Raw genomic sequence first — 12217 nt, 5'->3', positions numbered from 1 at the left:
CATACATCTGCCTCGGGAGGGCCCGTGAACGTCCCGTTCAGCATCCGCGACTTCCTCGACCGTGCCGCCACGGTCTACCCCGACCGTGTCGCCGTCGTCGACGAGCCGGACCAGCCGGCCACCCCGTGGCCCGACCTCACCTACGCCGACGTGCAGCGTCTGGCGCGGTCACAGGCCGCCACGCTCGACGCGCTGGGCGTGCCCGTCGGAGGACGGGTCGCCGTGGTCTCCCAGAACGCCGCTCGACTCCTGGTCTCGTTCTTCGGCGTGTCCGGGTGGGGCCGCGTGCTCGTCCCGGTGAACTTCCGGCTCGCGCCCGCCGAGGTCGAGTACATCGTGCAGCACTCGGGCGCCGAGGTCGTGATCCTCGATCCCGACCTCGAGCACCTGCGCGACGTCTGCTCGTCGGCCGAGCACGTCTTCGTGGCCGGCGTCGACGACGACAAGATCTGGGACCCGGCGCTCACGACCCCGCAGGAGTGGGCGGCCGACGAGGACGCGTCGGCCACGATCAACTACACGTCCGGCACCACGGCGCGGCCCAAGGGCGTGCAGCAGACCCATCGCGCGCTGTGGACCAACGCCACGGTCTTCGGCTGGCAGGCCCTCGTGAACGACCGCGACGTCTACCTCCACACGCTGCCGATGTTCCACTGCAACGGCTGGGGCCAGGTCTACGGGGTCACCGGCATGGGCGCGCGGCACGTCGTGCTCCGCCAGATCGACGGCGCCGAGATCCTGCGCCGCATCCGCGACCACGGGGTCACGTACCTCTGCTGCGCGCCGGCCGTGCTCGCCTCCGTGCTCGACGCGCTCAAGGACTGGGAGGGCGAGGTCCCGGGCCGCGACCAGGTGCGCTGCGTGGTGGCGGGCGCTCCCCCGCCCACGCGGACCATCGAGCGGGTCCGCGAGGAGCTGGGCTGGGAGTTCATCCAGATCTACGGCCTCACCGAGACGGCCCCCCTGCTCACCATGAACCGCATGCGCGAGGAGTGGGAGGACCTCGACCCCACGGAACAGGCGCGCAACCTCGGCCGCGCCGGTGCCCCCGCGCTCTCGACGCAGATCATGGTCGACGACACGGGCGAGGTCCTCGCTCGCAGCAACACGGTGCTCGCGTCCTACTGGGACAACCCCGAGGCCACGGAGTCAGCGCTCGCCGGGGGATGGTTCCACACCGGTGACGGCGGGACGTTCGAGGACGGCTACGTCACGATCGCCGACCGCAAGAAGGACGTCATCATCTCCGGCGGCGAGAACGTGACGTCCATCGAGGTCGAGGACGCCCTGTCGTCGCACCCGGCCGTGCGCGAGGTCGCGGTGATCGGCATCCCCGACGAGAAGTGGGGCGAGATGGTCACGGCGCTCGTCGTCGTGGAGGACGACCACGAGGTGTCGGCCGAGGAGCTCATCGCGCACTGCCGCGAGCGCCTCGCGGGCTACAAGTGCCCCAAGCGCATCGACTTCCGCGACGAGCTGGCCCGCACCGCCACCGGCAAGCTCCAGAAGTTCAAGCTCCGCGAGGAGTTCTGGAAGGACACCGGCCGCCAGATCAACTGACGGTCGGTTTACCACGTTAAGCGTGCAAGCCGACCCATACCTCGGGAAGCTTCCGGAGGTATGGGTCAGGTTGCCAACACCCCGTGGTAAACCGTCGGGGGGTCAGGGCAGGCCGACGAGGTCGGCGAGCGCGTCGACCTGGTGGGAGAAGAACGCGCGGCGGTCGCTCAGGGTCTGGGCGCCGTACTGGTCGAAGACGTCGAAGCTCACGGCACCGAACAGGCTCGACCAGAGGGTGAAGCCGCGGGCCAGGAGCGGTGCCGGCATCGTGATCCCGTACTCCCGCCGGATCGCGTCCATGTCCTGGCGCACGCTGCGCGGCAGCCGCTCGTCCGACGCCGGCAACCGACCCTCGACGAAGGCCGAGTCGAGCAGGACCGTGAGCGCCACGACCACCCTGGTCCCGGGCTCGACCGTCCGATCGGCGGGGGCGCGGTACCCGGGCACCGGCGTGCCGTAGAGCAGCGCGTAGCGCGAGGGCTCGGCCAGCGCCCAGTCCCGCACGGCGTCGGCCGCCGCGTGCAGCTTCTTGCGCGGATGCGCCGGTGCTGCGGCGATGGCGGCATCGACGCGGTCACCCATCTCGTCGTAGGCGTCCACGATGAGGAGGGTGAGCAGCTCGTCGCGGCTCGCGACGTAGCGGTAGACGGCCGACGAGACGATGCCCAGCTCCCGTGCGACCGCCCGGAGCGAGAGGTCGGCGGGCCCCACCTCCGCCAGCTGCTCACGGCCGATGCGGACGATCTCGCGCATCGTGTGCTCGCGTGCCTGCTGTCGCGGGGTGCCTGCCATGCCCTGATCCTGCCGGAAGCGATCACCAGACGCAAATGTGAGCACTGCTCTTGCTTTTCCGTTCGACGTGATGCATGGTTGAGAAGAGAGAGCACCGCTCACATTTCTTGGAGGAAACCATGATCGTCATCACCGGCGCCGGCCCCATCGGCACCACCATCGCCCGCACCTACGTCGAGCAGGGTGTCGCCGTCCGCGTCGTCACCCGCTCCGGCTCGGGGCTGGACCACCCGCTCGTCGAGCGCATCGCGGCCGACGTCAACGACCGTGCCGCACTCGTGGCCGCCGCCCAGGGCGCCACCGTCATCCATCACTGCGTCCACGCCTCGGCCTACCTCGCCGACGCCTGGGCCCGGGAGCTGCCCGCCGCGGAGGCCGCCGTGCTGGGTGTGGCCGAGGAGGTCGGCGCCACGGTCGTCTTCCCCGAGAGCCTCTACGCCTTCGACCCCGCGCCGCCCATCACCGAGCGCTCGGCGATCGTCGCGACCGAGGGCAAGCGTGGCATCCGCACGCAGCTCCTCGCCGCGCGCCGGGCCTCGAGCACGCCGACCATCAGCGTCGTCGCGTCGGACTACTTCGGTCCGGGAGCCGGCATCGGCGCCCACGCCGGTGAGCGGATGCTCGGCCCCATCACCCAGGGCAAGACCGTCCGACCCATCGGTGACGCCGACCAGCCGCACTCCTGGACCTACCTGCCCGACCTCGCCGCCGCCATGATCGCCGCGAGCGAGCTGCCCACCGAGGACGACCGCGTCCTCATGGCGCCGACCGGCTCGCCCCGGACGCAGCGCGAGGTGGCGAACGACTACGCCACCGCCGTCGGCCGGCCCGCCCCCAAGGTCTCGACGGTGCGTCCCGGCCTCCTCCGGCTCGTCGGACGGTTCCACCGCGAGACGGCCGGCGTCGCCGAGATGGTGGAGCAGTTCGACCGGCCCTTCACGATGGACTCGTCGGCGTCGGAGGCGCTGCTCGGCCTGAGCCCCACGCCGTGGGACGTCGCAGTCAAGGCGACCGTCGCCGACTTCCTCGACGCCTGATCACGACGCACCACGGCAAGCACCGACGCCCCACGGGCTGCAGCCCGTGGGGCGTCAGGTCTGCCCAGACCCCGTGGTGAACCGGGACACTGGTCAGAGGGGGTCGAGGCCGGTGATGGTCCACGTGGAGCCCGTCCTGCGGGCCTCGACGGCGATCTGCGCGGCCGACACGGCCGCCTGCTCGTCGCCCTTGCGGCGGGCCGACTGGTCGACGAAGACGAGCAACGAGGCCGTGTCGTCGCTCAGCTGCTTCACGCCGGCGGCCGTGACCCGGGCGGTGAGCACGAGCTTCTGGCCCGGCGCCTCCTTCTTCAGCGTCGCGAAGAGGGTGTCGTACTCCTCGCGAGCCTTTCCGGTGAGCACGCGGTCGGCGGCGGCCTGCGTCGTGGTCGGGTCGGAGTAGGTGTAGCTGAGCACCTGCTCGAGCCCCTGCGCCACGGCGGACTGCACCCGGGCCGTGGCCTTCTCGTCGACGATCGAGGCGTTGGAGGCCGACGACGAGGCGTTCTGGCGGACGTACTGCGCCCAGCCCACGACACCGACGGCGAGCGCTGCGGCAGCGAGGAGCCCCACGACCCCTTGCACCCAGCGGCTCATGAGACGTTCACCGCGACCTGCTGCAGGTTGGCGACCTTCCACGTCCCGCCGGACCGGGCGAGGTCGGCACTGAACCGGTTGCGCTTCACGACGGGCTCCGCGCTCGGGTCCGTCCCGTCGGTCACGGTCACCTCCACCGCCGCGAGGACGGTGGCGGAGTCGCCGTCGACCTCGAGCACCGCAGCGTCGACGACCTTGCCCTTCGAGATCTTCTTCTGGTCCGCGAGCACGCCCTGGTCCTTCGTCGAGATGCCGGCGAACTGGTCACGCAGTGTCCCCGTGCTGGCGGACTGCCACGCCTTGAGGCCCTTGGCCACCGAGCGGTAGTCGAGGGTGTTGAGCACGGCGATCTCGGTCTTGGCCGACACGAGCACGGCGTCGCGCTCCTGGGCGAGCGACAGGTCGTCGCTCGACGTGGCGGACCACCACGCGACCCCGCCCGTGACGCCGAAGACCACGGCGACCGCGAGGCCCACGAGGGCCGTGGGGCCGACGCGGCCCGGCTTCTTCTCCTCGGCCTGCACCGACTCGTCGACCTGGTCGTCGTCCACCCGTCCCCCGTCCGTCTGGTCCTGCACCGATCCTGCTGCTGTCATCGTGCACCACCCATGAGGTCGGCCAGCGAGTCGGCCGAGGAGACCCGCGCGGTCTTCAGACCGCCCGGGGCGGGCACGCTCTTGGGGCCGCGCACGTTGGACGACGGATCCGACGAGCGACACCCTGCCTGGAGGTTGAACGGCTTGCCCTTCGACGTGACGAGTCCCTTGCGGACGTCGGTCCCGCCGTAGCCCGTGGTGCAGGGCAGCGGGTTGAAGTAGGTCTGCGCCAGGCTGAGGTTGAGCCCTCGGCTGCCCGAGACCGCCCAGCCGATGCTCGCGACCTTGGGCACGTTCACCAGGGCGTCCTCCACCCCGCCCGCGTTGATCCCGAAGACCTGGGCGGGTGTGACGAGGTTGCTCAGCAGCAGGCCGAGCGGCTTCCCGACCTCGCGGAACAACGCGTCGACCTCACGAGCGGCTCGCGGTGAGCTCTCGATGAGCTGCCGCAGCCCGCCGTCCGACGACTTCAGGGTCGCGGCGATCGTCGAGAGGTCCTCGCTGAAGGACAGGATGCTCTGCGACGCCTCCTGCTGGGTGGTCAGCACACGGTCCGAGTTCTCGATGAGTCCACGGGTGGCCACGAAGTTCCGGTCCGCCGCACGCTGGAACCGCTGGGACGTCTCGAGCAGGGTCCCGAAGCTCTCGCCCACACCGCGCGACAGGTCGTACGACTCGTCGATGACGGTGTTGAGCGAGTCGGCCGGGACGGAGTCCACGAAGCTCGCGCCGGAGCGCAGCAGGTCGTCGACCGGAGGCGGTTGGGACTCGGCCCCCGCGGAGAGCACATCGCCGTCAGACAGCGCCACAGCCGTCGTGGTGCCCTCGCGAAGGTCGACGTACTGCTCGCCGATGGCCGAGCGGTTGGCCACGACCGGGCGGACGTCGGCGGGGATGCGAGGTCCGCCGCCCTCGATGTGGAGGGTCAGACGCGTGCCGGAGTCGGTGGCCTCGAGGCCCTTGATCCGGCCGACCGGGACACCGCGGAAGGTCACCTCACCGTTGTCGAAGGTGCCACCGGCGTCGGGCAGGTCGACCCTCACCGTGTACCCGGTGCCGAAGGGGTTGATCCCCACGTAGCGGGCGCCGAGGTAGGAGGTGGCCACGAGCGCGAGCACCGCGAAGATCACGAGCTGGATCTTGATCCGTCCGGTCAGCATCACTCACCACCGTCCGTCGGCCTGGTGCTGGGCGACGGGTCGGACGACGCCGTCGAGGTGGGCGTCGGACTGGAGCCCGCCGACGGCGAGACCGACGGGGACGGCGAGGCCGACGGAGAGGTCGGCACGTTCCTGCTGGGGACCGGCATCGTGGGGGACGGCGTGCCCGGCATGGGCGACGACGTCGGCGGGAGCAGCGACGGCACGAGCCTCGGGTTCTTGACCCGCTTGCCGGACCTCAGGGCCGAGGCCGGGTAGTTGGGGTCGCCGACCTGGTTCCACGCACAGCCCATGGCCGAGCAACCGGCCGGCAGCGAGCGGAAGTTCGTCACCACGAAGAGGTTCATGTAGTCGCCCTTGATGGCGCCCAGGACCGAGTCCGGGAACGGGTAGGTCAGCAGGACCTCGAGAGCATCAGGCAGGTCCGAGCCCGCCTTGGCGAGCTGCGTGATGATCGGCTCGAGCGCCTTGAGGTCGGCCACGATGTCCTCCTGCGAGGCGTCGAGGGTCTTCACGGTGACGCTCGAGAGCCGGTCGAGGGAGCGCAGCATGGACACGAGCTGCTTCCTCTGGTCGGCGATGACGCGCATGCCGGGCTCGAGGCCGTCGAGCGCCGACGCGATCTTCCCGCGGTCGGCCTCGAGATTGGCCGAGAGCCGGGCCAGCCCGTCGATCGCCCCGGTGATGGACTCCTTGCGGTCGTCGAGCACCGTGACGAACGAGCTGACCTGCTTCAGGAAGGCCTTGATCTCCTCGGGACGACCGTCGGAGACCTTCTGCAGCTCGCGGGAGATCTCCTGGAACTGCCCGATGCCGCCCCCGTTGAGCACCATGGAGAGTGCGCCGAGGACCTGCTCCACCTCGGCGGCCTGGGAGGTGGCCGCCAGGCCGATACGGTCGCCGCTGGCGAGCGCCGGACCGGCCACCGGCTGCTCCGGCCGCACGAGCGCGACGTACTTCTCACCCAGGAGTGATGTCTGCTGGAGGCGCGCCTCGGTGCCGGCCGGCAGGGCGGTGGACCGGTTCACGACGAGGGTGACCCGGGCACTGCGGCCGCCGTCGTTGAGCACGATCTTGGAGACGCGGCCCACCGCGACGTTGTCGACCCGCACGCTCGACTGCGGCACGAGGTCGAGGACGTCGGCGAAGTCGGCGGTGAGGGTCAGCGGGTCCGAGCCGACGTCGGCGCCGCCCGGCAGCGGGGTGTCGTAGACGCCCCGTCCGAGCATGCCGCAGCCCGAGACCAGGACCAGCACGAGTCCCGCCGAGAGGGCGGCCACCAGGGCGCGTCGTGTGCGCATCACTCGTCACCCCAGATCGAGACCTCGTTGAGGTTGCCGCGGCCCTCGATCGTCTTCAGGTCCGGGTTGTAGGCCCGGAGGAAGTTCTGCAGCACGAGCGGCACGAGCCGGATGGACTCCTCGAGCGACTTCTTCTGGTCCACCAGCACCTGCGTGGGGCCCACGAGGTTGTCGACGCTCGTGGCGAGGTTCCCCCGGTTGTCCCGGATGAAGTCGTCGACCACCGCCAGCGCCGAGCCGAGGTTGTCGATGGCCCCGGCGAGGTCGTCGCTGTCGTCGGCGAGGTAGTCGGTCACCTCGGCGAACTGACGGTTCACGTCGGCCACCGAGTCGTCGTTGGCGACGAGCATGTCGTTGAACTCCTTGAAGTTCGCGACGGTGGCGAACAGGTCGTCGCCGCTGTCGGCCAGGGTGCCCGAGGCCTTGCCGAACTCACGGATCATCGTGTTGATCCCGTTGCCGTTCCCGCGCAGGTTCTTGGCCGCGACGTCGAGGACGTCGGACAGCGCACCCCTGCGGTTGGCGCCGTCGGGGCCCAGCTTCTGGCTCACGTCGGTGAGGCTGCGGTACAGGTCGTCGATCTCGACCGGCACGGCTGTCCGCGACGCGGGCAGGACCGCTCCGGCCTCGAGACGCTCCCCCGAGACGAACGCCTTGGTGAGCTGCACGTAGCGGTCGGACACCAGCGTGGGTGCCACGATCACGGCGTCGGTGTCCTTCGCGACCTCCTGGCCGCGGTCGAGACGCATCGTGACCTTCACGCCCTCGCGGCCCGGGGTCACGGCCGTCACCTTGCCCACGGGAACGCCCAGGACCTGGACGTCGGAGCCCGGGTAGAGCCCGACGGTGGAGTCGAAGACGGCCGAGAACGTGGTGGTCCCGCGGTCCGCGGTGGCGCGCCACGTGACGACCCCCGCGAGGGCGAGGGCGAGCACCAGGGCGGTGACGATCCGGCGGCGGGTCATCGTCCGCCTCCCTTCTTGGGCGTGCAGTTCCGGACCACGTCGTTGCGGAGCTCGGGAGCCTTCTGGTCGTCGAAGAGCCCGCAGATGTAGGCATCGACCCAGGGCCCGTTGCCGAGGGACGAGCCGACGGTCCGGTAGTAGGGGCCGAGACGCTTGAGCGCGGCGTCGAGGTTGTCCTGGTTGCGCTGCAGGATGGCGGCGACGTCGTCGAGCTTGTCGAGCGCGGGGCGCAGCTGTTTCTCGTTGTCGCGCACGAGGCCCTCGAGCTGCACGCCGAGGCGCGACGTCCCCTCGAGCAGCGCCTCCACCGTCTCTCGACGCTTGCCCAGCTCGTCGAGCAGGCTGCTGCCGTCGGTGAGCAGGGCGGCGATCTCCGTGTTGCGGTCCTTCAAGGTGCCGGAGACCTTGCGCGTGGCCTGCAGCAGCGTGGCGAGCTCCTCGTCGCGCTTGGAGACGACGCGCGAGAGGTCGGTGAGCCCCGAGACCGCCTTGCGCACCGAGGGTGCGGTGTTCCGGAAGGTCCCCGCCAGTGCCTCCAGGCTCTGCTCGAGCTTCGGGGTGTCGATCTGGCCGATCGTGTCGGAGAGGTCCGAGAACGCCTCGTTCACGTCGTAGGGCGTCGTGGTGCGCGCCAGGGGGATGGGCCCGTCGAGCTCACCGCGCCCCAGGGGATCGATGGCCAGGAACTTCTGGCCGAGCGTGGTCTTGACCTTGACCGCAGCCGTGGTGGCGTCGCCCAGCTCCACACCCTTGGCCCGGAAGGTCACGACGACCCGGCCCCGGTCGAGCTCGAGGCCGGTCACCTTGCCGACCTTGACGCCGGCGACGCGGACCTCGTTGCCCTCCTTGAGCCCCCCGGCCTCGGCGAAGTAGGCCTGGTGCTTCGCCCCTCCGCCGATGATCGGCAGGGACTGCGCGTTGAACGTCAGCAGGAAGAGGACGGCCAGCACGAGGATGCCGACCACCGCGATGGTGATCTTGTTGCGCTCGCCGAAGGCGGTGGGATAGTGCTGTGTCCGTCGGTCGGTCATGAGGAGCACCTGTCTGCGACGGGCTGGGCCCCGAGGTCACCGAAGTACCCCTCGGGCTTGGGGATCGTGCCCTTGATCTGGCACTCGTAGAAGTTGAGCCACGAGCCGTACGAACCGATCCGGCCGATGCGGTCGAGCTTGAGGGGCAGCTTCCGGAAGAACGAGTCGAGGACCGCGCCGGAGTCGGCCAGCTGCCTCGAGAGGGTCTCGAGCGAGGCGATGGAGCCCTTGAGCGGCGCCCTGCCCTCCTCCAGCAGCGTGGCCACGCTCGAGGTCAGGCTGCCCATCCCGTCGAGCGTGCTCCCGATGGTCTTGCGGTCCTGCGCGAGGCCGCTCACGAGTCGCTGGAGCGTGATGATCGTGGTGTCCAGCTGGTCGGAGCGGTCGTTGACCACCTGGAGGACCGAGCTGAGGTTCTTGATCAGCTCGCCGATCACGCGGTCCTTGTCGGCGAGCGTCGACGTGAGGCTCGCCGTGCTGGACAGCAGCCCCTCGACCGTGGCGCCCTCGCCCTGGAAGACCGCGATGATCTGCTGGCTGAGGGCGTTGACGTCGTCGGGGTCGAGGAAGCGCAGGAGCGGCTGGAAGCCGTTGAACAGCATCGTGAGGTCCAGGGCCGGGCGGGTCTCCTCGACGCCGAACCGGTGACCGCGCGCAAGCATGCCCGACGCACCTTCCTGCGGCGGGTCGAGCGAGATGTACCGCTGCCCCACGAGGTTGCGGAAGCGCAGCTGCGCCACGGTGCCGCGGGGCAGGGACACGGAGTCCTGCACCGTGAATCTCACGCCGGCGAGGCGCTTCTCGGTGACCTCGACCGACGTGACGGTGCCGACCTTCACGCCGGCCATGCGCACGTCGTCACCCCGGTTCAGGCTCGTGGCATCGCTGAAGACCGCGTCGTAGGTGGCACCGTCGCCTCCCGTGGAGTTCCGGATGGTGCCGGCGAGGACCACCGTGGCCATGACCGTGACGAGCGTGAAGACGATGCTCTTGATCGCGACGACCTTCATCGGACGCTCACCTCCGCCCCGCGCAGGACCGGGCCGAGCAGGAGGCTGCCCCAGGCCGGGAAGTCCTGCGGTGACATCTTCTGCGACGGCGCGACCAGCTCCGCGATGAGCTGGTTCTCGGCCGGCGAGTTGGCCTGGCCGAGGCCCGTGGCCGCCACGGCGGAGCCCTCGAGGGCGTACGTCGGGGCAGCGATCGACTCAGGGTCCGACGCCGAGGCGCGGCTCGCCTGCGCGGAGCGGGCCTTCTTGTCCGCGGCCTTCACCGAGCTCGGCACGTACGGGCACGACGGCGAGCCGCTGGCCTTGAAGGTCGGCTCGTCCCTGCCCGCCTGGTAGGGGCGCATGCCCTCCGTGACGTTGAGGACCACGTGGATGCCCGGCTGGTCGGTGCCCTGGCCCAGGTTCTTGTCCATCGTGGGGATGAACTGGCGCATCGAGCGCAGCAGGCACGGGAACTCCGACGCGTAGGGGGCCGCTGCTTCCAGCGCCTTGCGTCCGTCGCGCGACAGCACCTCGATGGTCTGGCGGTTGTCGCTCACGAAGCCGCGCGACGTGTCCGCTGCGGCGATGACGCGTTCGTAGACGTCGGTGAGCGTGCGGCGCTCGTCGACGACCGTGGCCGAGGTGGTGGTGAGGTCGTCGAGCGCGGCCAGGAGGTCGGGGGCGGCCGCGGCGTACGTGTCGGCGACCTTGCCCAGCTTGTCGAGGTCGATGGCGAGCTGCGGCACGCTGGGCTGGAGCTTCGTGAGGTACGTGCCCCAGGCCTGGAGGGTGTCGCCGAGGTCGTTGCCGCGACCGCGCAGCATCGTGGCCAGCTCGCTGAGGGTGGCCTGGAGCTTCTCGGGCTGGATGGACTGCAGCAGCGGCAGCAGGCCGTCGAGGACCTCCTGCAGCTCGGCCGCGCCGGCCGACGTGTCCTGGGCGATGGCGTCGCCGGACTCCACGGTGGGTCCGCCGTCGACCGCAGGCGCCTGCAGGTCGACGTACCGCTCGCCGAAGAGCGTCTTGGGCAGCAGCCGTGCGGTGGTGCTCGTGGGAATCTCCTTGGTCGCCTCCGGTGACAGCGCGAGCGTGAGCAGCGCGCCGTCCTCGGTGGAGCGGATGGAGGAGACACGGCCCACCGGCACGCCCCGGAGCTTCACGTCGGACCCCTTCTGCAGCGAGCTGCCGACCTCGTCGGTACGGAGCTTCACGTCGACGCTGCTGATGAACGTGCGGTTGTAGACGAGCGCCGCCGCGGCGAGGAGCGCGGCGATGACCACGAAGTAGCCGACGCCGGCCAGGAGGTCGCCGCGGCGGGTGGAGGGTCGGCTCATCCGGCGATCCTCACCGTCGTGGTGGTGCCCCACAGAACCATCGAGAGCACGAGGTCGAGCACGGCGACGGTCACGATGCTGCGGCGCACCGCGGTGCCGACGGCGATCCCGACACCGGCCGGTCCGCCCTTCGCGGTGAAGCCCAGACGGCAGTGGATCAGGATGATGATGACCGAGAAGACCAGGACCTTCGCGAACGACAGCAGGATGTCGATGGGCGGCAGGAACAGGTTGAAGTAGTGGTCGTACGTGCCGGCCGACTGCCCGTAGAACGTGACCGTGACGAACCGGGCACCGGCGTACGACGTGAGCAGGCCGATGACGTACAGCGGGATGATGGCGATGAACCCGGCCACGACGCGTGTGGTCACGAGGTACGGGACGCTCGGGACGGCGAGCACCGTGAGGGCGTCGACCTCCTCGTTGATCCGCATGGCCCCGAGCTGCGCGGTGAAGCCCGAGCCCACGGTGGCCGACAGCGCGAGCGCCGCGACGAGCGGCGCGATCTCGCGGGTGTTGAAGTACGCCGAGATGAAGCCGTTGAGCGTCGACGTGCCGATCTGGTCGAGGGCCGCGTAGCCCTGCATCCCCACGACGCTGCCGACGAACAGGGTCATGCCGAGCATGACGCCGATCGTGCCGCCGATGACCGCGAGAGCGCCCGAGCCGAACGAGACCTCGGAGAGCAGGCGGAGGACGTCGCGCGGGTAGCGGCGCAGCGTGGCCGGCGCCCACAGCAGGACGCGACCGTGGAAGCGCATGCTCTGGCCGGTGCTCGCCAAGGCGTCGAGCGGCGTGTCCCACCAGTGGCGGCGGGGCTCCGGCGGACCGGACTGGTCGATGGCTGCCATG

12 protein-coding genes are annotated in these 12217 nt (G+C 70.4%); 2 read left to right on the top strand and 10 right to left on the bottom strand.

Annotation, left to right across the window (positions count from 1 at the left end):
* Positions 1–24: 24 nt before the first annotated feature.
* Complete coding sequence (locus ASD11_RS16845; protein ID WP_056290264.1) at positions 25–1560, top strand: AMP-binding protein; 1536 nt, start codon at positions 25–27, stop codon at positions 1558–1560.
* A 102-nt stretch (positions 1561–1662) separates the two neighbouring features.
* On the opposite strand, the gene ASD11_RS16840 is transcribed toward ASD11_RS16845, so the two are convergent.
* Positions 1663–2352: a TetR/AcrR family transcriptional regulator gene (locus tag ASD11_RS16840; RefSeq protein WP_056290262.1), complete on the bottom strand. Its 690-nt coding sequence runs from the start codon at positions 2350–2352 to the stop codon at positions 1663–1665.
* A gap of 119 nt (positions 2353–2471) precedes the next feature.
* Here ASD11_RS16840 and ASD11_RS16835 point away from each other — a divergent pair, with 119 nt between their 5' ends.
* Positions 2472–3389 carry an NAD-dependent epimerase/dehydratase family protein gene (locus tag ASD11_RS16835; RefSeq protein WP_056290259.1) on the top strand — a complete coding sequence of 306 codons (918 nt, stop codon included), beginning with the start codon at positions 2472–2474 and terminating at the stop codon, positions 3387–3389.
* Positions 3390–3482: 93 nt separating this feature from the next.
* Here the strand turns inward: ASD11_RS16835 and ASD11_RS16830 are convergent, their stop codons facing one another.
* Genes ASD11_RS16830 through ASD11_RS16790 form a run of 9 tightly spaced genes read right to left on the bottom strand, consistent with a single transcriptional unit; the run spans position 3483 to position 12216 of the window.
* On the bottom strand, positions 3483–3986 hold the full coding sequence (locus tag ASD11_RS16830) for a hypothetical protein (protein ID WP_156464859.1): 504 nt from the start codon (positions 3984–3986) through the stop codon (positions 3483–3485).
* Complete coding sequence (locus ASD11_RS16825; protein WP_156464858.1) at positions 3983–4582, bottom strand: nuclear transport factor 2 family protein; 600 nt, start codon at positions 4580–4582, stop codon at positions 3983–3985. The genes ASD11_RS16830 and ASD11_RS16825 overlap by 4 nt, the downstream gene beginning before the upstream one ends.
* Positions 4579–5742, bottom strand: a complete 1164-nt coding sequence (locus ASD11_RS16820; RefSeq protein ID WP_056290252.1) for an MCE family protein — start codon at positions 5740–5742, stop codon at positions 4579–4581. The genes ASD11_RS16825 and ASD11_RS16820 overlap by 4 nt, the downstream gene beginning before the upstream one ends.
* A complete protein-coding gene (locus ASD11_RS16815) occupies positions 5742–7043 on the bottom strand; it encodes an MCE family protein (protein WP_082554527.1) in 1302 nt (433 codons plus the stop codon). Before ASD11_RS16815 ends, ASD11_RS16820 begins: the two co-directional genes overlap by 1 nt.
* Positions 7043–8008 (bottom strand): MCE family protein, encoded by a 966-nt coding sequence (locus ASD11_RS16810; protein WP_056290249.1) that lies wholly within the window; start codon positions 8006–8008, stop codon positions 7043–7045. The genes ASD11_RS16815 and ASD11_RS16810 overlap by 1 nt, the downstream gene beginning before the upstream one ends.
* A complete protein-coding gene (locus ASD11_RS16805) occupies positions 8005–9039 on the bottom strand; it encodes an MCE family protein (protein ID WP_056290246.1) in 1035 nt (344 codons plus the stop codon). Before ASD11_RS16805 ends, ASD11_RS16810 begins: the two co-directional genes overlap by 4 nt.
* Positions 9036–10049, bottom strand: coding sequence for an MCE family protein (locus tag ASD11_RS16800; RefSeq protein ID WP_056290243.1), 1014 nt, complete (start codon positions 10047–10049; stop codon positions 9036–9038). The genes ASD11_RS16805 and ASD11_RS16800 overlap by 4 nt, the downstream gene beginning before the upstream one ends.
* Complete coding sequence (locus tag ASD11_RS16795; RefSeq protein WP_056290240.1) at positions 10046–11365, bottom strand: MCE family protein; 1320 nt, start codon at positions 11363–11365, stop codon at positions 10046–10048. The genes ASD11_RS16800 and ASD11_RS16795 overlap by 4 nt, the downstream gene beginning before the upstream one ends.
* On the bottom strand, positions 11362–12216 hold the full coding sequence (locus ASD11_RS16790) for an MlaE family ABC transporter permease (RefSeq protein WP_056290235.1): 855 nt from the start codon (positions 12214–12216) through the stop codon (positions 11362–11364). Before ASD11_RS16790 ends, ASD11_RS16795 begins: the two co-directional genes overlap by 4 nt.
* Position 12217 lies beyond the last annotated feature (1 nt).

This window comes from Aeromicrobium sp. Root495 (assembly GCF_001426755.1).
Classification (GTDB): Bacteria; Actinomycetota; Actinomycetes; order Propionibacteriales; family Nocardioidaceae; genus Aeromicrobium.
The sequence above is the reverse complement of the archived record's forward strand: the minus strand, read 5'-3'. Positions and strand labels throughout refer to the sequence as shown.